Origin of the sequence: Amycolatopsis sp. cg9 (assembly GCF_041346945.1) — a bacterium.
Taxonomy (GTDB): Bacteria; Actinomycetota; Actinomycetes; order Mycobacteriales; family Pseudonocardiaceae; genus Amycolatopsis.
Map to the genome: position 1 here is coordinate 99,615 of NZ_CP166850.1, position 17,143 is coordinate 116,757.

A 17,143-nucleotide genomic window follows, 5' to 3' on the forward strand; every position below is an offset into this window, starting at 1 on the left:
CGGGCCCGACGTCGGAAGAGGAGTGACATGCGCGCGCACGACGTGGTCCTGTTCGGTGCCACCGGGTTCACCGGCGGGCTGACCGCCGAGTACCTGGCCCGCCACGCGCCCACCGGCCTGCGCTGGGCGCTGGCCGGGCGCAACCGCGGCAAGCTCGAAGCCGTCCGGACGCGGCTGGCGGCGATCGACGACCGCTTCGCCGCGCTCGACCTGCTGATCGCCGACTCGGCCGACCCCGCGTCGCTGCGGGCCGTAGCCGAATCGGCGAAAGTGGTCATCACGACCGTCGGGCCGTACCTGGCGCACGGCGAACCGCTGGTGGCCGCGTGCGCCGAGGCGGGCACCGACTACGTCGACCTGACCGGCGAACCCGAGTTCGTCGACCGGATGTACCTGGCGCACGACCGGCGCGCCCGCGAGACCGGGGCCCGGCTGGTGCACGCCTGCGGCTTCGACTCGATCCCGCACGACCTCGGCGTCCGGTACACCGTGCGGCAGCTGCCCGAAGGCGTGCCGCTCAAGGTCGACGGCTACGTCCGGGCCGGCGGGATGCCGTCCGGCGGCACGTTCCTCAGCGCGCTGACCATCATGTCCCGGCTGCCGGCCGGGGCCCGGGTCGCGAAGGAGCGCGCGGCGGCCGAGCCGCGGCCCGCGGGGCGGTTCGCGCACGCCCCGCTCGGGCGCCCGCACCGGCTCGCCGATCCGGGCTGGTGGGCGGTGCCGCTGCCGACCATCGACCCCGAAGTGGTGCGCCGGTCGGCGGCCGCGTCCGAGCGCTACGGCCCGGACTTCACCTACCGGCACTTCGCCGCGGTCAAGCACCTTCCGGTACTGGCCGGCGGCGTGGCGGGCGCGGGTGCCCTGCTCGCCGCGGCGCAGGTGCCGCCCGCCCGGCGGGCGCTGTCCCGGCTGCTCGCACCCGGCAACGGGCCGAGCCCCGAGCGCCGCGCGCGGTCGTGGTTCTCGGTGCGGTTCATCGGCGAAGGCGGCGGCTCGCGGGTCGTCACGGAGGTGTCCGGCGGCGACCCCGGCTACGACGAAACGGCGAAGATGCTCGCGGAATCGGCGTTGTGCCTGGCAACCGACGAACTCCCGGAAACGGCGGGCCAGGTGACCACGGCGACCGCGATGGGCGATGCGCTCATCGACCGCCTCACCAAGGCGGGCATTCGCTTCGAAACGCTCTGAGGTTTTCACGCTTTCACAGCGCCGGGCGTGAAAATCCGGTGCTGTGATGAATCTTCTGACGCCCCTGCTCCGCGATTAGCGTCGATCGGGTTCTCCCCTTCCCCCATCGCGTTTTCCAAGGAGCGTCATGAGATTGCCGCAACGGTTCGCCGCGCTCGGCGGCGCCACGGCGGCGGGCATGGTGGTGGTCGGCATCGCCGTCGCCGCGCCCGCGCAGCCCGCGCCCGAACCGCCGCCCTCCGCCGCGCAGGCGCAGGCCAACGCCACCGGCGCCGCCGCGAGCCTGGTCGCCGCCCGCCCCGCCGCGCTGTTCACCGGCACGCACGACAAGTTCGTCCAGCGGGACGTGCGGTCCGCCGGCGGGCTGTCGTACGTCGTCTACGACCGCACCTACGACGGCCTGCCCGTGATCGGCGGCGACCTGGTCATCGCCACCGACGCGGCCGGGACGGTGAAGACCACGTCCGTCGCGCAGCAGCAGCCCCTCGGCGACCTCGACGTCCGCGGCGCCAAGCTGTCCGCGCGGCAGGCCGAGGCCGTCGCCCGCACGCAGGTCCGCGGGCCGAAGAGCCTGCCCGGCGGGAAGCTCGTCGTCGTCGCCGACGGCGCCGGGCGGCTCGCCTACGAAAGCAACGTCGAAGGCACCGACGAGCACGGCGAGCCGAGCAGCCTGAGCGTCTACGTCGACGCCGTGGACGGACGGGTACTGCGGACCGTGCAGCACGTCGCCGCGGGCACCGGCACCGGCAAGTGGAACGGCCCGTCGCCGCTGGCGCTCAACACCACGAAGTCCGGCAGCACGTATTCGATGGCCGACCCGAACACCGCCAACCTCGACTGCCGCAACTACAGCAGCGACTCCGTCCTGACCGGGCCGGACGACAGCTGGGGCAACGGCAGCGGCACGAACATCGAAACCGGCTGCGCGGACGCGTTGTTCGTCGCGCAGACCGAAAAGAAGATGCTCTCGGAATGGGTGGGCCGCAACGGCTTCACCGGCAACGGCGGCGCGTGGAAGATCCGCGTCGGCCTCGACGACGAAAACGCGTACTACTACAACTCGCGCCCGGCCTACGTGAACCTCGGGCACAACCCGAGCGGCGAATGGGTCGGCTCGCTGGACATCCTGGGCCACGAAATGGGCCACGGCATCGACGACTACTCCGGCTCCGGCGGCTTCTCCGGCGGCGGCACGCAGGAGTTCGTCGCCGACACCTTCGGCACCGCGACGGAGTTCTACGCGAACGAGCCGTCGCAGTACGACCCGCCGGACTACGCGATCGGCGAGGAGGTCAACCTGGTCGGCACCGGCGCGATCCGCTACATGTACGACCCGTCGAAGGTCGGCGACCCGAACTGCTACTCCAGCTCGACCCCGAACGCGGAGGTGCACAAGGCGGCCGGGCCCGGCGACCACTGGTTCTACCTGCTCGCCGAGGGCAGCAACCCGACGAACGGGCAGCCGGCCAGCTCGACGTGCAACAACACGACGGTGACCGGCCTCGGCATCCGCAAGGCGATCAACATCATGCACGGCGCCGTCCAGCTGAAGACGTCCGGCAGCAGCTACCTGCGCTACCGCACGTGGACCCTGCAGGCCGCGAAGAACCTGTACCCGGGCAGCTGCACCGAGTTCAACACCGTCAAGGCGGCGTGGAACGCGGTGAGCGTGCCGGCGCAGTCGGGCGACCCGACGTGCACCGACACCCCGCCGACGACCACGACACCCCCGACGACGACGCCGCCGACCACGACCACGCCTCCCCCGGGCGGGTGCAGCGGGCAGCAGGTGCAGAACCCGGGCTTCGAGTCGGGCCAGGCGTCGTGGACCGACCCGAACACCACGATCGGCCAGTGGGGCAACCAGGCGCCGGCGCGTTCGGGCAGCTACGACTCGTGGCTGGGCGGCTGGGGTTCGGCGCACACCGACACGCTTTCGCAGTCGGTGACGATCCCCGCGAACTGCCGCGCGAGCCTGACGTTCTGGCTGCGCGTGTGGACCGGTGAGACCGAGAACGTCGCCTACGACAAGCTCGTCGTGTCCCTCGGGTCGACGACGCTGGCGACGTACTCGAACCTCGACCGCACCTCGGCGTACGTCCAGAAGACGATCGACGTGTCGTCGTTCGCCGGCCAGACGGTCACGCTGAAGTTCGCCGGGACCGAGGACCAGTCGCTGCAGACGTCGTTCGCCGTGGACGACACCGCGCTCACGGTCAGTTGATCCCCCGCCGGGGCCTGCCACCTACTTTGGTGGCAGGCCTCGTTGCGCGCTGTTCCGCGAGAATTCATGCTTACCCGATGGAAGCGCTGCCGGCCGAAGTCGCCACCGCGGTCCGGGAAGGACCGTTCGACGTGGCGTTCGACGCGGCGATCCGGCACCGCGGCCTGAGCCTCGAAGCCCTGCAGCGGCGGATGGCGACGCACGGCGCCCAGGTCAGCCTGGCGACGCTCAGCTACTGGCGGCGCGGCCGGCGTCACCCGGAAGGGCACCGCTCGCTGCACGCAGTCGGCGTCGCGGAAGGCTGCCTCGGGCTGCCCGCGGCCGCGTTGACGACGTTGGTGGCCCGCCCCCGGGAGCGCTCGCCGTGGCCCGGCGGCGTCAGCCTGGCGAGCGCACTGGGTTCCGAGCCGACGGAGCTGGCCTCCTGCGACGGCATCGACCTCGACGGCAACGCCCGCCTGGCACTGGCCTCGGTCCACCAGCGCGCGACGCTCGGCCCGGACCGCACCGAGCGCTCGGTCCGGTCGGAACTGGTGGTGACCAGCCGCGAGGACGGCGTCGACCGCTGGGTCTCGTTCTTCCGCCCCCAGACGGGCGGCGGCCACCGGCCGGTGCTGCGCTCGGCGAACTGCTGCCGCCCCGGCCGCGTCCGCCGCGACCCGGCGTCCGAACTGATGGCGGTGGAGCTACGCTTCGACTACCCGCTGCGCGCGGGCGAGACGTACGTGTTCGACTTCGAGTTCGGGTACGAAGGGGCGCCACCGGAGACGAGCTATCTGCAGTTCGGCGTGCGCGCACCGGCCCGGCAGATCGTGCTGCAGGCGTGTTTCGACGCCGCGGCGGTGCCGGTGCGGTGCTACCGCTACCACCACCCGAGGGACGGCGCGCCGGACGGGGAGCGGTCCCGGGAGCTGCCGGTGGGGCCGAGCCTGACCAGCCACATCGCGGTGCTGGACGCCCAGCCGGGGGTGTACGGGATGGTGTGGGAGTGGGACTGAACCGGGAGCAGCCTGGGACCGTGCGCCCAGGCCTCGCCGGCTGCGACCACCGGTGGTAGCCGGCGCGCGCCCCGGCCGGAAAGCCCCGCGCCCACCGGCCCCAGCTGCCCCGCTCGCCCGGACCTCACCGACCGCGACCGCGGGTGGTCGCCGGCGCCCCGGCCGGAAGCCCCCAGCTGTCCCCAGCTTCCCCGCGCCCGGACCTCGCCAGCTGCGGCTCCGGGTGCGACCGCGAGCGGCAGCCGGCACGCGCCCCGGCCGGAAGCCCCGCGCCCACCGGCCCCAGCTACCCCGCTCGCCGCTACCGAATCGGCTCCGTCCGTGACCGCACCTGGGCCGCGATCCGGGTCGCGTAAGCCGCCCTGCCCTCCGCGTCCAGTTCGGTCAACGCCCGGTCGTCGCCGATCAAGGCGCGGGCCCACCTCATCACCGGCTCCGGCGTAAGCGCCGCCAGCAGGTCCCAGCCCGCGAGCCACCTCGGTACCGCCGTCTCCGCTCGCCGGGTCCGCAACGTGCCCGCGATCGCCTTCGCCACGTCCTCCGGGTCCACTGTGGGCAGTGCGCCGCCGAGCCGCACGCCCGAGGACAGCTCGGTCCGGACCGCGCTCGGCAGCACCGCGCTGACGCTCACCCCCGTCGCCGCGTACTCGCGGCGGACCGCCGCCGTCAGGCCGAGCGCCGCGAACTTGCTCGCGTTGTACACCGCCATGCCCGGGAGCGGGATCTTCCCCGCCATCGACGCCACGTTCACCACGTGCCCCCGCCCGCGCGCGATCATCCCCGGCAGCACCGCGCGCAGGCCGTGGACCAAGCCCAGGACGTTGACGTCCAACGTGGTCCGGCCGACGGCGTCCGGTTCCTCGAGGAAGTCCCCCAGCGGCATCACCCCGGCGTTGTTGACCAGCACGTCGATCGGCCCGAACCGCGACGTCACCCCGGCGGTGAACGCATCGAAGGATTCGCGCACGGTCACGTCCAGGGGGAAGCTGTGCGTGCCGGGCACGATGTCCAGGTCCCCGACGCACACCGTGGCGCCGCGAGCGGCGAACTCCGCGGCCGTCGCGCGGCCGATGCCCCGTGCGCCGCCGGTGATCGCGACGACCGCGCCCCGCGGGTCGATCGCCGGGTAGCCGTCACCGAACCGCATGGACCCTCCGGATTTCGTAGTCCGCCTCGTCGAACGAACCCACCTGCGAACGCAGCCGCCCCGTCGAAAACGGCCAGCTGAAACTGTTGCGCCCGTTGACGTCCGTGTAGTAGCTCGAACACCCGCCGGACTGGTAGACCGTCCCCGGCAGCGCCGCCTGGACGTCCGCGTTGAACGCCTCCTGGACGTCCGGGCGCACCGACACCGACGCCCACCCCGAGCGCAGCGTCCGGGTCACCGCCGCCACCGTGTGGCGCAGCTGGGCTTCCATGATCATGAACGCCGACGAGTGCCCGGTGCCGAGGCTCGGGCCCAGCAGCAGGTAGAGGTTGGGGAAGCCGGCGACCGTCGTCCCGAGGTACGCCCGCGGGCTGCCCTTCCAGTGGTCGTCGAGGCTGCGGCCGTCGCCGTCGAACACGCGCGCCGACACCGGCATGTCGAGGATGTGGAAGCCGGTGCCGAAGATGATCACGTCGACCTCCGCCGACGAGCCGTCCGCGCCGAGCACGCGTCCGTCCCGCACCGCCGAAACCGCCGTCGCGTGCACGTCCACATGGGACTCGGTGAGCGACCGGTAGTACGTGTTGGACATCAGGAGCCGTTTGCACCCCAGCGTGTAGTCCGGCGTCAACGCCTGGCGCAGCACCGGGTCCCGCACGGTCAGCCGCAGGTGCGCGAGCCCGATCTTCTGCACCTGCCGCAGCAGCCACGGGTGCCGGAAGCCGAACCCGAGCGTCTCCATCGCCCCGTATTCCGCACGGCGCAAAGCGCGCTGCAACGCCGGGAACCGCCGCAGCAGGAACCGTTCGACGCCGGGGACGGCGTGGTCCGGCTTCGGCAGCACCCACTGCGCGGTGCGCTGGAACAGGTGCAGCGCCGCCACCCGCGGCACGATCTCGGGCACGAACTGCACCGCGGACGCACCCGTGCCGATCACCGCGACCCGCTTGCCCGCCAGGTCGTAGCCGTGGTTCCAGCGCGCGGAGTGGAAGACCTCGCCGGGGAACCCGTCGAGGCCCGGCAGGTCGGGGATCTTCGGTTCATGCCACGGACCGGTGCCGGCGACCAGGATCCGCGCGGTGTACGCGCCCGCCGACGTTTCCAGCTCCCACAGCGATTCCCGCGGGTTCCACCCCGCACGCGTGACTTCGACGCCGTACCGGATCTTCTCCGCGACACCGAACCGCGCGGCCGTCTCGCGCAGGTACGCCCGGATCTCCGGCTGCCCGGCGAACGCGCGCGTCCACTCCGGGTTCGGCGCGAACGAGTACGAGTACAGCGCGGACGGGACGTCGCAGGCGCAGCCGGGGTAGGTGTTGTCGCGCCAGGTGCCGCCGAGCGCGTCCGCCTTCTCCAGCACGGCGAGGTCGGTGACCCCGGCCTGGCCGAGGCGGATGGCGGCCCCCAGCCCCGACGCCCCGGCTCCGACGACGAGGACTTCGAAGTGGCGTTGCTCCATTTTCGGAGACTAACAGTATCTCGATACTATCGGTACCCCGATTCCGGGCCTCGCTAGAGTGCAGCCATGGCCCGACTCACCCGCGCGGAAAGCCAGGCGCGCACCCGGCAGCAGCTGATCGACACCGCCAAGCAGCTCTTCCTGCGTGACGGCTACTCGGTGACGTCGCTGGAGAAGGTCGCGGACGAGGCCGGCTACTCGAAGGGCGCGGTGTACTCGAACTTCCGCAGCAAGGACGAGCTCTGCCTCGCGGTGCTCGACCGGATCCACGACGAGCAGGTGGCGCTGGTCGCCGAAGCGCTGTCCGGCGCGGACGGGATGGAAGGCCTGCTCACGGCGTTCCAGGCGTGGGCCGAGCGCAGCATCGGCGACGAGGCGTGGACCGCGCTGGAGGTCGAGTTCGCCACCAACGCCCGCCGCGACCCGCACGTGCGCGCCGAACTGGCCGCGCGGGACAAGGCCATCCGCGAAACCATCGCCGGCCTGCTCACGGGGTACGCCGAGCGCTTCGCGATCACGCTCCCGATGTCGGCCGACGACGCCGCGACCGCCCTGCTCAGCCTCGGCATCGGCCTGGGCGTGCAACGGGCGATCGACCCGACGATCCCGGTGAGCGTGCTCCCGGACGTGATCCGCCTCTTCGCCGGCGCCCGCTGACCCCTCTCTCGCCCCGCCCGGCCGCCGCCGAAGGTCGCGAATGACTCATTCGGGACCTCCAGCGCCCCCAATGACCCATTCGCGACACCAGGCCCACTCGGCGCCACCCGAACGCCCCGTCCGGATTCCGCGGCCCGAGCGCGAGCCCGGATGTCAGCGCGACCACCGTCCTTTGCGGACCCCTCCCGATGGTCTGGACCGTTCACGAACATGAACGAATTCCGCCTCTTGTGAACCCTGCTGACTCTTCGCTACCGTGTCGCTACGCCGCAGCTCCACCCGCATCACCCGTACCCGCCGTGATCCCCCACGGCGCACCCCGCGGAAAGGGTCTCCCCCCATGAGCAAGAAGTTGCGGCCGGTTCTCTTCGGCGCGCTCGGCGCGGCCTCCGTGGCCGCCCTCGTGATCACCACTCCCGCGATCGCCGCGAACGAAGCCACCAGCGTTTCCAGTGCGACCGCCCTCGCCGTCGGCGACCTGTCGGCGCCGGCGAAGAAGGAGATCGCGATGAAGCTGGTCTCCAGCGCGGAAAACTCGTCGCTGGACTGGAAAGCGCAGTACAAGTACATCGAGGACATCGGCGACGGCCGCGGGTACACCGCCGGCATCATCGGGTTCTGCTCCGGCACCGGCGACATGCTCGAACTCGTCGAGGCCTACACGAATTCCGTGCCGGACAACCCGCTCGCGAAGTTCCTTCCCGCGCTGCGCAAGGTGAACGGCACCGACTCGCACAGCGGGCTCGGCTCGGCGTTCGAGAGCGCCTGGAAGCAGGCCGCGGCCACCACCGCGTTCCAGACCGCGCAGAACAACGAGCGCGACCGCGTCTACTTCAACCCCGCGGTGAGCCAGGGCAAGTCGGACGGCCTGAGCAACCTCGGCCAGTTCGCCTACTACGACGCGATCGTCATGCACGGCCCCGGTGACAGCTCCGACAGCTTCGGCGGCATCCGCAAGGCCGCGATGAAGAAGGCGAAGACGCCGGCGCAAGGCGGCAGCGAAACCACCTACCTCAAGGCGTTCTTCGACGCGCGCAAGGTCATCATGAAGCAGGAGGAGGCGCACGCCGACACCTCCCGCGTCGACACCGAGCAGCTGGTGTTCCTCAACGCGGGCAACTTCGACCTGCACACGCCGCTGAAGTGGAAGGTCTACGGCGACTCCTACACCATCAACTGAGCACGGCGCGGCCCGCGTGGCACCGTTAGGCTTTCCGCCATGCGCAGGAGATCCCTCGGTGCCACGCTGGCCGCGGCCGCGCTGCTGACCAGCGGGGCCGCCTCGCCGGAGCAGCCGGAGCCGGAACAGCGCATCACCGTCCGAGCCGACTCGCCGGGCGCGACCACCGCCGTCCTCACCGCGTGGCAGCGCACCGGGGACGAATGGACGAAGGCCTACGGCCCGGTCCCCGCGCACGTCGGGAAGAACGGCGTCGGGCAGGCGAGCGAGTCGACGTCCCGCACCCCGGCCGGCGTGTGGCCGCTGACCGAAGCGTTCGGGACCGAACCGGCCGAAACCCGGCTGCCCTACCGGAAGGTCACCACCTCGGACTGGTGGGTGTCCGACGTCGCTTCCCCGCACTACAACACGCACTTCTCCTGCGCGCCCGGCACGTGCCCGTTCGACGAGGCCGCCGGGGAGAACCTCGGCGAGGCGGGCCCCGGCTACGCCAACGCTGTCGTCATCGACTACAACCGATCCCCGGTCGTGCCGGGCGCGGGCTCGGCGTTCTTCCTGCACGTCACCACCGGGAAGCCGACCGCCGGCTGCGTCGCGATCCCGGCGCCCGATCTCGACGCACTGCTGCGCTGGCTCGACCCGGCCCGGTACCCGGTCATCGAGATCAGCGGCTGACCAGCTCGTCGGCCGTGCGGGTGTTGAGGATCCGCTCGGGGCCGATCCCCGCCTTGATCGCGCGTTCGCAGCCGTAGCCCAGCCAGTCGAGCTGGCCCGGCGCGTGCGCGTCGCTGTCGATGGTGAAGTCGCAGCCGAGCTCCGCGGCCAGCCGCAGCAGGCGCATCGGCGGGTCGAGCCGCTCCGGCCGGGAGTTGATCTCGACCGCGACGCCGTTTTCGCGGCAGGCGGTGAACACGGCTTCGGCGTCGAACTCCGACTCGGGGCGGCCGCGGCCGACGACCAGCCGCCCGGTGCAGTGCCCGAGCACCCGCGTGCGCGGGTTCCGGACCGCCGCGACCATCCGCCGGGTCATGTCCCTGGCGGGCATCTTCAGCTTCGAGTGCACGCTCGCGACGACGAAGTCCAGCTGCCCCAGCAGTTCGTCCTCCTGGTCCAGGGATCCGTCGTCGAGGATGTCGACCTCGATGCCGTGCAGCAGCCGGAACGGCGCCATCAGCTCGTTGGCCTTCGCCACGATCTGCATCTGCGTCCGCAGCCGGTCCGGCGAGAGGCCGTTCGCGACGGTCAGCCGCGGCGAGTGGTCGGTCAGCACCATCCACTCGTGCCCGAGGTCCCGCCCGGCGACGGCCATCTCGCCGATCGAGCTGCCGCCGTCCGACCAGTCCGAATGGGTGTGGCAGTCCCCGCGCAGCGCCGACCGCAGCGGCTCGCCGTCCGGCAGCTCCTTCTCGACGAGCTTCGACCGGTACGCCGGATCGCGCCCGGCCAGCGCGTCCTCGATGACCCCGGCGGTCGCCTTCCCGATGCCGGGCAACGACGTGAGCGTGCCGTTCTCCGCCATCGAAGCCAGCTGCGAAGCGTCGGTCTTGTCGACGGTCGCGGCCGCGTTCCGGAACGCCCGGACGCGGTAGGTCGGCTCCCCCGCGCGTTCGAGCTGGAACGCGATCTCCCGCAAGGCCCATGCCGGATCCATGGGACCTGTCTACCCCCTCCGGGGCAGTTCGTGCAGGTCGACGTCCACCAGCGCGCCGCCTTCGACGCGCGCGGTCTGGTACGTGCAGTACGGCTGACGGCGGCGGTCGGTCGGCGATCCGGGGTTGAGCAGCCGCAGCCCGGACGGCGCCACCGTGTCCCACGGGATGTGGCTGTGCCCGAAGACGAGCACGTCGGTGTCGGGGAACTGTGCGGCGCACCGCTGCTCACGGCCCTGCTTCGCGCCCGTCTCGTGGATCACGGCCAGCCGGACGCCGTCGAGGTCCGCCCGCGCGATCTCGGGGAGCCGCGCGCGCAGGTCGGCGCCGTCGTTGTTGCCGTAGACGCCGATCAGGCGCTTGCTGCGCTGCTCCAGCTCGTCCAGGAGACCGATCTCGACCCAGTCGCCGGCGTGCACGACGACGTCGGCCACGGCCACCTCGTCCCACACCTGCGACGGCAGCTCGCGGGCGCGGGCCGGCAGGTGCGTGTCCGAGATCAGCAGGAGCCTCATCCGATCGCCTTGAGCACCCGTTCCAGGAACCCGCCGATGTGGTCGCGCAGCAGCGCCGCGGCGCCGTCGGCGTCGCCCTTCTTGGCCGCCGCGAGGACCGCCTTGTGCTCGTTCCACTCCTTCTTCCAGCTGGGGTTGGCTTCCCAGCCGACGACGCTGATCAGCGCCGCGCGGTCCTTGAGGTCGTCGAGGATGCTCACCATGAGCGGGTTGCCGCAGCCGCGGTAGAGAGCGCGGTGGAACCGGCGGTTCAGCAGGCTGAGCGCGGCCTGGTCCTTGTCCGCGATCGCCGCCGACGCCTCCTTCAGCGCCTCCGCCGCGTCTTCGAGCAGGGCGGGGTCGCGCTGCCCGACGGTCCGGCGGACGGCTTCCGGCTCGAGCACCGTCCGGACGTCGTAGACGGACTTCGCCAGCTCGGCGTCGACCGTGACCACGGAAGCGCCCTTGTACGGGCTGAACGTCACCAGCCCGGAGTTGGAGAGCACCTTGAGCGCCTCGCGCACCGGCGTCTTGGACACGCCGAGGCGCGCGGCCAGCTCCGCTTCGACCAGCGGCTGGCCGGGCACCAGCTCCCGGGTGAGGATGCCGCGCCGGATCTCCTCCAGGACCACTTCGGTCCGGGAGGCCGGCAAGCTGAACGTCCCGGTCATGGTGCGCTCCCTGTCTCGTGTCGGGACCCATTCAACCAGGCCCGCGAGATCATATATCAGATGCCATACTGGATCACATGAAGACGCCCGAGGAACTCCGCAGCCACCGCTGGTTCGGCGGCGGCGAACTACGCGATTTCAGCCACCGCGCCCGCGCCCGCCAGCTCGGGTACAGCCCGGAAGAGCACCTCGGCAAGCCGGTCATCGGCATCCTCAACACCTGGTCCGACATCAACCCGTGCCACATGCACCTGCGCGAACGCGCCGAGCAGGTCAAGCGCGGCGTCTGGCAGGCCGGCGGCTTCCCGCTCGAGTTCCCGGTCGCGACGTTGTCGGAGACGTACCAGAAGCCGACGCCGATGCTGTACCGCAACCTCCTCGCCATGGAGACCGAGGAGATCCTGCGGTCCTACCCGATCGACGGCGCCGTGCTGATGGGCGGCTGCGACAAGACGACGCCGGCGCTGCTGATGGGCGCGGCGAGCGCCGGGCTGCCCGCGATCTTCGTGCCCGCCGGGCCGATGCTGCGCGGGCACTGGCGCACCGAGGTCCTCGGCAGCGGCACGGACATGTGGAAGTACTGGGACGACAAGCGCGCCGGACTGATCGGCGACGCCGAAATGTCCGAATTGGAGCGAGGGCTCGCGCGGTCCCCGGGGCACTGCATGACGATGGGGACGGCGTCGACGATGACGTCGGCCGCGGAGGTGCTCGGCGTGACGCTGCCGGGCGCCGCGTCGATCCCCGCCGTCGACTCGGCGCACCACCGGATGGCCGCGGCGAGCGGCGCGCGGATCGTCGGCATGGTCTGGGAGGACCTGACCATCACGCAGGTGCTGGACAAGCGCGCGTACGCCGACGCGATCACCACCGTGCTGGCGCTGGGCGGCTCGACCAACGCCGTGATCCACCTGATCGCGATGGCCGGGCGCAGCGGGATCCCGGTGTCGCTGGCCGACTTCGACGCCATCGCCCGGCGCGTGCCGGTGCTGGCGAACGTCCGGCCCGGCGGCGCCTGGCTGATGGAGGACTTCTACTACGCGGGCGGCCTGCCCGGCCTGCTGTCGCGGCTGACCGGCCTGCTGCACCCCGAGCGGCCCACCGTCACCGGCCGCACCCTCGGCGAGAACCTCGCCGCCGCGCAGGTGCACGACGACGACGTCATCCGGCCGCGGGACAACCCGGTGGCGGCCGAGGGCGGGGTCGCGGTGCTGCACGGCAACCTGGCGCCGTCGGGCGCGGTCATCAAGCACATCGCGGCCGAGCCGCACCTGCTCACGCACACCGGGCCGGCCGTGGTGTTCGAGGACTACGCCGACCTCAAGAAGCGGATCGAAGACCCTTCGATCACCGCGGACTCCGTGCTCGTGCTGCGCGGCTCCGGCCCGCTCGGCGGCCCCGGGATGCCCGAGTACGGGATGCTGCCGATCCCGAAGCACCTGCTCGCGGCCGGGGTGCGGGACATGGTCCGGATTTCGGACGCGCGGATGAGCGGCACCAGCTACGGCGCCTGCGTGCTACACGTGGCCCCGGAGTCGCACGTCGGCGGTCCGCTCGCGCTGGTCCGCGACGGCGACCCGATCACCTTGGACGTTCCCTCGCGCGTCCTGCGGCTCGAGGTGTCCGATGCGGAACTGGACCGGCGCCGTGCGGAGTGGGCACCACCGGCGCCGCGGTTCGAACGCGGTTACGGCGCGCTCTACAGCGAACACATCACGCAGGCCGACGAGGGCTGTGACTTCGACTTCCTCGCGCGGGCGGGCCACAACCCCGAACCCGACGCCCGCTGAGGGACCAAGCACCCCAATGTGGCGTTGGTTGCGTCCAGCGCACCCAATGTGGCGTTCGGTGCGTCTGACGCACCGAACGCCACATTGGGGCGCTTGGGGCGGGACGGGGCGGAACCCGACGCGCGGTGAGGTTGCTTCACTCGACCGTTCCGTGACCGGTTCATCCCCCGTTAGGGCGAGTCGTACGGCTTGTCCGGGTGCCCCGTACGCTGAGCCCGTCACCGGCGCGATCCGGCGCCGCGTTGAAGGGGTGGAGAGTTGCCGTACGAACCGCGCTGGCCCGAGTCACACGGTGAGCAGACGGACGTCCTGCCGGTCGTCCGGCCCGAACCGGAAGCCACGCCCCCGAAGCCGCGCAACCTGCGCAAAGCCGGCTGGATCGCGGGCGGGGTGTTCGGTTTCCTCGTCGTCGTCTACGGCATCGACCTGCTGGTCAGCCAGGGCAGCGTGCCGCGCGGGGTGACCGTGGCCGGCGTCGACGTCGGCGGGATGGACCGCGACGCCGCCGAGCAGGAGCTGCGCGGCAAGATCGAGCCGCGGCTCACCCGTCCGCTGGCCGTGACGGCCGGCGACGTCCAGGGCACGCTGTCGCCGACCCTCGCCGGGTTGAAGCTCGACTGGCCGCAGACCCTCGACCAGGCCGGCGAGCAGCCGCTGAACCCCTTCACGCGCCTGTCGTCGCTGTTCTCCAGCCGCGAGGTCGGCGTCGTCAGCCACGCCGAGGACGCCAAGCTCACCACCGCGCTGGAGCAGCTGCGCGGCCAGGTCGACCGCGACCCCGTCGAGGGCACCGTGAAGTTCGAGGGCGCGAACCCGGTCGCCGTGCCGCCGAAGGCCGGGCAGAAGCTCGACGTGCCGGCCGCGAGCGCCACCGTCGTCGAAAAGTGGGCGCGCGGCGAAACGCTCGCGCTGCCGGTGACGAGCACGCCGGTCCGCACCACCCCCGAAGGCGTCCAGGCCGCTTTGGACCAGTTCGCGCGCCCCGCCGTCTCGGGCCCGCTGGTGGTCAAGGGCGAGGGCAAGAACGCCACGGTGAAGCCGGAGGCGATCGCCGCGGCGATCACGTTCGAGCCGGCCGAGGGCGGCGGGCTGACCCCGAAGATCGACAACGCCAAGATCGTCGAAGCCGCCGGGCCGCAGCTGAAGTCCACCGAGAAGGAGGGCAAGGAGGCGACCATCGTCTTCGAGGGCGGCAAGCCCACGGTCGACCCCTCCACCGACGGCCGGACCATCGACTGGGACCCGAGCCTCAAGCCGCTGCCCGACGTCCTGAAGAAGACCGACGGCCGCGAGGTGCCGGCGATCTACAAGGACGCCCCGGCCAAGGTGACCACCGACCAGGCGAACCAGCTGGGTGTGAAGGAAGTCGTCGGCGAGTTCACCACCGGCGGCTTCGCGGCCGACTCCGGCACGAACATCCGCGTCGTCGCGCAGAAGGTGAACGGCGCGATCGTCAAGCCGGGGGAAACCTTCAGCCTCAACGGGTTCACCGGCCCGCGCGGCAAGGCGCAGGGCTACGTCGAGGCGGGCGTGATCAAGGACGGCGCCCCGGGCCGGGAGGTCGGCGGCGGCATCTCGCAGTTCGCGACGACGCTGTACAACGCGTCCTACTTCGCGGGCATGAAGGACGCCGGGCACAAGGAACACAGCTACTACATCAGCCGCTACCCCGCCGCGCGCGAGGCGACGGTGTTCCAGAACCCCAACGGGTCCAGCGTGATCGACCTCAAGTTCACCAACGACTCGCCGACCGGCATCGCGATCCAGGCGATCTGGTCGCCGTCGTCGATCACGGTGAAGCTGTGGGGCACGAAGCGCTACACCGTCGAGTCGATCCCCGGCGGCCGCTCGAACGCGAGCGACCCGCAGCCCAAGCCGGGCCCGAAGGAGAACTGCCACGCGTCCAACGGCGCGCCCGGGTTCACCACGACCGACACCCGCGTGCTCAAGGACGCCGCGACCGGCCGCGAGGTCAGCCGCTCGACCCGGACGGTCCACTACAACCCGCAGCCGAAAATCACGTGCGGCGAAGGCCAGTGACCTTCTAACGGACGTTCACGCTGGGCGTTCGTGACGGTACCCTGAGTGTCCATGGCGGCACGCGCGGTCGGGTTCCGGGACGTCCTCGGCGTGACCGAGTTCCGGGCGCTGTTCTCCGCCCAGCTGGTCTCGGTCACCGGCGACCAGCTGGCGCGCGTCGCGCTGTCGATCCTGGTGTACGACCGCACGAACTCGCCCGGCTGGGCCGCGCTGACCTACGCGCTGACGTTCCTGCCGGACCTCGTGGGCGGCCCGCTGCTGTCCGGGCTGGCCGACCGGTACCCGCCGCGGACGGTGATGGTCGCGGCGGACGTCCTGCGCGCGGCCGCGGTGGCCGTGATGGCGGTGCCCGGCCTGCCGCTGCCGTCGGTGGCGGCGCTGCTGGTCGGCGTCCAGCTGGCCAACCCGGTGTGGAACGCCGCGCGTGCGGCGCTGCTGCCGCAGGTGCTGCCGGGCGAGACCTTCGTGCCCGGCATGGGTTTGCTGATGATGCTGGTGCAGGCGGGCCAGGTCGCGGGCTTCGCGCTGGGCGGGCTGCTCGTCGCGGCCACCGGCACCGGCGGAGCGCTGCTGGCGGACGCGGCGAGCTTCGCGGTGTCGGCGCTGTTCCTGGTCACCGGCGTCCACCCGCGGCCGCCCCGCGAATCGTCCGGCGTCCGCTGGTGGCGGCACGTCCGCGCGGGCTGGACGGTGGTGACCGGCGACCGGCGGCGGCTCGCGCTGGTGGCGCTGGGGTGCGTGTCGGGGGCCTACATCGCGGGCGAGGCGATCGCCGCGCCCTACGCCGCCGAGCTCGGGGGCGGCGCGGCCGTGGTCGGCCTGCTGCTCGGGGCGTACGCGCTGGGGAACGTGCTCGGGATGGCGGCGCTGTCCCGGATCCCGCCCGCGCGGCGGGCCCGCTTGCTCGGGCCGCTGGCGGTGCTCGCGTGCGCGGCGCTGCTCGGCTGCGCGCTGCGGCCGAACCTGGAAGGCACGCTCACGCTGCTGACGCTGTCCGGGGTGGCCAGTTCGTACAACCTGATCGCGAACACGACGTTCGTCCAGTTCACCCCGGACACCCAGCGCGCGCAGGCGTTCGGCTTCGCGCTGACGGCGCTGCGGGTGTCGCAGGGACTGGGCGTGGTGCTGGCCGGGCTCGCGGCGGAACGCGCGGCCCCGCACGGAGTGGTCGCCGGCGCGGGCGCGATCGGCGTGGTGGCGGCGCTCGGCGCGGCTTCGTTGTGGCGCCGGGCGCAACCGGATCCCCGGTGACCGGCCCGGTCGCCGGTCACCGGGTGCGGATCAGGACCGCGTCCAGTCGGTCGGGCACTGCGGCAGCGGTGACGAGACGCCGGGGCGGGTCCAATCCGTCGGCAGCTCGCGGACGGTCCAGTCGGTGGGCAGTTCGCGGGCGGTCCAGTCGGTCGGCAGCTGCCGCGGGGTCCAGTCGGTCGGGATCGCGCGGGTCCAGTCGGTGGGGAGCTGCCGCGTCCAGTCGGTCGGCCGCTGCGAACGGCGGCGGGACGGGACGAGGTTGGCGGTGGGCAGGAAGTGCGACATGGACTTCTCCTGTTCGTGAGGGATCTTGCACGGTGCGTAACCGGACGGTAGCCTGACCGGCCTAGTGACACACCGCGTTCATTCGATTACAGTGACGATTTCCGCGA

General features: G+C 72.0%; 15 protein-coding genes. 9 read left to right on the forward strand and 6 right to left on the reverse strand.

All coding sequences use genetic code 11. The features are described 5' to 3' along the window. The first annotated feature begins 27 nt into the window (after nucleotides 1-27). The 3 genes from AB5J73_RS00420 to AB5J73_RS00430 all read left to right on the forward strand — a co-directional run bounded on the left by AB5J73_RS00420 (nucleotide 28) and on the right by AB5J73_RS00430 (nucleotide 4,410). A complete protein-coding gene (locus AB5J73_RS00420) occupies nucleotides 28-1,188 on the forward strand; it encodes a trans-acting enoyl reductase family protein (RefSeq protein WP_370966911.1) in 1,161 nt (386 codons plus the stop codon). Between the two features lie 127 nt (nucleotides 1,189-1,315). Further along, a complete protein-coding gene (locus AB5J73_RS00425; RefSeq protein ID WP_370966913.1) occupies nucleotides 1,316-3,412 on the forward strand; it encodes a M4 family metallopeptidase in 2,097 nt (698 codons plus the stop codon). Between the two features lie 77 nt (nucleotides 3,413-3,489). Next, nucleotides 3,490-4,410 carry a hypothetical protein gene (locus AB5J73_RS00430; RefSeq protein ID WP_370966915.1) on the forward strand — a complete coding sequence of 307 codons (921 nt, stop codon included), beginning with the start codon at nucleotides 3,490-3,492 and terminating at the stop codon, nucleotides 4,408-4,410. Nucleotides 4,411-4,711: 301 nt separating this feature from the next. On the opposite strand, the gene AB5J73_RS00435 is transcribed toward AB5J73_RS00430, so the two are convergent. Together AB5J73_RS00435 and AB5J73_RS00440 are read right to left on the reverse strand one after the other, a co-directional pair. After that, a complete protein-coding gene (locus tag AB5J73_RS00435; RefSeq protein WP_370966917.1) occupies nucleotides 4,712-5,557 on the reverse strand; it encodes an SDR family oxidoreductase in 846 nt (281 codons plus the stop codon). Then, nucleotides 5,544-7,016: a flavin-containing monooxygenase gene (locus tag AB5J73_RS00440; RefSeq protein WP_370966919.1), complete on the reverse strand. Its 1,473-nt coding sequence runs from the start codon at nucleotides 7,014-7,016 to the stop codon at nucleotides 5,544-5,546. Before AB5J73_RS00440 ends, AB5J73_RS00435 begins: the two co-directional genes overlap by 14 nt. 66 nt (nucleotides 7,017-7,082) lie before the next feature. Between AB5J73_RS00440 and AB5J73_RS00445 the strand changes: the two genes are divergently transcribed. The 3 genes from AB5J73_RS00445 (at nucleotide 7,083) to AB5J73_RS00455 (ending at nucleotide 9,528) form a co-directional block, all read left to right on the forward strand. Then, nucleotides 7,083-7,673: a TetR/AcrR family transcriptional regulator gene (locus AB5J73_RS00445; protein ID WP_370966921.1), complete on the forward strand. Its 591-nt coding sequence runs from the start codon at nucleotides 7,083-7,085 to the stop codon at nucleotides 7,671-7,673. A 340-nt stretch (nucleotides 7,674-8,013) separates the two neighbouring features. Further along, nucleotides 8,014-8,853, forward strand: a complete 840-nt coding sequence (locus AB5J73_RS00450; protein ID WP_370966923.1) for a chitosanase — start codon at nucleotides 8,014-8,016, stop codon at nucleotides 8,851-8,853. A 39-nt stretch (nucleotides 8,854-8,892) separates the two neighbouring features. Beyond that, nucleotides 8,893-9,528: a L,D-transpeptidase gene (locus tag AB5J73_RS00455; protein WP_370966925.1), complete on the forward strand. Its 636-nt coding sequence runs from the start codon at nucleotides 8,893-8,895 to the stop codon at nucleotides 9,526-9,528. On the opposite strand, the gene AB5J73_RS00460 is transcribed toward AB5J73_RS00455, so the two are convergent. The 3 genes from AB5J73_RS00460 to AB5J73_RS00470 are packed head-to-tail and all read right to left on the reverse strand — an operon-like array spanning nucleotide 9,518 to nucleotide 11,667. Then, on the reverse strand, nucleotides 9,518-10,504 hold the full coding sequence (locus AB5J73_RS00460) for a PHP domain-containing protein (protein ID WP_370966927.1): 987 nt from the start codon (nucleotides 10,502-10,504) through the stop codon (nucleotides 9,518-9,520). The two genes, AB5J73_RS00455 and AB5J73_RS00460, sit on opposite strands and share 11 nt — an antisense overlap. Nucleotides 10,505-10,513: 9 nt before the next feature. Then, nucleotides 10,514-11,017, reverse strand: coding sequence for a metallophosphoesterase (locus AB5J73_RS00465; protein ID WP_370966929.1), 504 nt, complete (start codon nucleotides 11,015-11,017; stop codon nucleotides 10,514-10,516). After that, nucleotides 11,014-11,667, reverse strand: coding sequence for a GntR family transcriptional regulator (locus tag AB5J73_RS00470; RefSeq protein ID WP_370966931.1), 654 nt, complete (start codon nucleotides 11,665-11,667; stop codon nucleotides 11,014-11,016). Before AB5J73_RS00470 ends, AB5J73_RS00465 begins: the two co-directional genes overlap by 4 nt. Nucleotides 11,668-11,744: 77 nt before the next feature. Here AB5J73_RS00470 and araD point away from each other — a divergent pair, with 77 nt between their 5' ends. The 3 genes from araD to AB5J73_RS00485 all read left to right on the forward strand — a co-directional run bounded on the left by araD (nucleotide 11,745) and on the right by AB5J73_RS00485 (nucleotide 16,748). After that, nucleotides 11,745-13,457 carry an L-arabinonate dehydratase gene (gene araD, locus AB5J73_RS00475; protein WP_370966933.1) on the forward strand — a complete coding sequence of 571 codons (1,713 nt, stop codon included), beginning with the start codon at nucleotides 11,745-11,747 and terminating at the stop codon, nucleotides 13,455-13,457. Between the two features lie 258 nt (nucleotides 13,458-13,715). Continuing rightward, nucleotides 13,716-15,497, forward strand: a complete 1,782-nt coding sequence (locus tag AB5J73_RS00480; RefSeq protein ID WP_370966935.1) for a VanW family protein — start codon at nucleotides 13,716-13,718, stop codon at nucleotides 15,495-15,497. A gap of 51 nt (nucleotides 15,498-15,548) precedes the next feature. After that, the gene (locus AB5J73_RS00485) at nucleotides 15,549-16,748 is read left to right on the forward strand and encodes an MFS transporter (RefSeq protein WP_370966937.1); all 1,200 of its coding nucleotides are present in this window, start codon (nucleotides 15,549-15,551) and stop codon (nucleotides 16,746-16,748) included. 30 nt (nucleotides 16,749-16,778) lie between these two features. On the opposite strand, the gene AB5J73_RS00490 is transcribed toward AB5J73_RS00485, so the two are convergent. After that, nucleotides 16,779-17,036 carry a hypothetical protein gene (locus AB5J73_RS00490; protein WP_370966939.1) on the reverse strand — a complete coding sequence of 86 codons (258 nt, stop codon included), beginning with the start codon at nucleotides 17,034-17,036 and terminating at the stop codon, nucleotides 16,779-16,781. Between the last annotated feature and the right edge of the window lie 107 nt (nucleotides 17,037-17,143).

Bases quoted from the DNA above. Each gene is read 5' to 3' on its own strand.
- AB5J73_RS00450 (WP_370966923.1), top strand. From the start codon at position 8,014: ATGAGCAAGAAGTTGCGGCCGGTTCTCTTCGGCGCGCTCGGCGCGGCC.
- AB5J73_RS00445 (WP_370966921.1), top strand. From the start codon at position 7,083: ATGGCCCGACTCACCCGCGCGGAAAGCCAGGCGCGCACCCGGCAGCAG.
- AB5J73_RS00425 (WP_370966913.1), top strand. From the start codon at position 1,316: ATGAGATTGCCGCAACGGTTCGCCGCGCTCGGCGGCGCCACGGCGGCG.
- AB5J73_RS00435 (WP_370966917.1), bottom strand. From the start codon at position 5,557: ATGCGGTTCGGTGACGGCTACCCGGCGATCGACCCGCGGGGCGCGGTC.
- araD (WP_370966933.1), top strand. From the start codon at position 11,745: ATGAAGACGCCCGAGGAACTCCGCAGCCACCGCTGGTTCGGCGGCGGC.
- AB5J73_RS00485 (WP_370966937.1), top strand. From the start codon at position 15,549: ATGGCGGCACGCGCGGTCGGGTTCCGGGACGTCCTCGGCGTGACCGAG.
- AB5J73_RS00460 (WP_370966927.1), bottom strand. From the start codon at position 10,504: ATGGATCCGGCATGGGCCTTGCGGGAGATCGCGTTCCAGCTCGAACGC.
- AB5J73_RS00470 (WP_370966931.1), bottom strand. From the start codon at position 11,667: ATGACCGGGACGTTCAGCTTGCCGGCCTCCCGGACCGAAGTGGTCCTG.
- AB5J73_RS00420 (WP_370966911.1), top strand. From the start codon at position 28: ATGCGCGCGCACGACGTGGTCCTGTTCGGTGCCACCGGGTTCACCGGC.
- AB5J73_RS00455 (WP_370966925.1), top strand. From the start codon at position 8,893: ATGCGCAGGAGATCCCTCGGTGCCACGCTGGCCGCGGCCGCGCTGCTG.
- AB5J73_RS00430 (WP_370966915.1), top strand. From the start codon at position 3,490: ATGGAAGCGCTGCCGGCCGAAGTCGCCACCGCGGTCCGGGAAGGACCG.
- AB5J73_RS00465 (WP_370966929.1), bottom strand. From the start codon at position 11,017: ATGAGGCTCCTGCTGATCTCGGACACGCACCTGCCGGCCCGCGCCCGC.
- AB5J73_RS00440 (WP_370966919.1), bottom strand. From the start codon at position 7,016: ATGGAGCAACGCCACTTCGAAGTCCTCGTCGTCGGAGCCGGGGCGTCG.
- AB5J73_RS00490 (WP_370966939.1), bottom strand. From the start codon at position 17,036: ATGTCGCACTTCCTGCCCACCGCCAACCTCGTCCCGTCCCGCCGCCGT.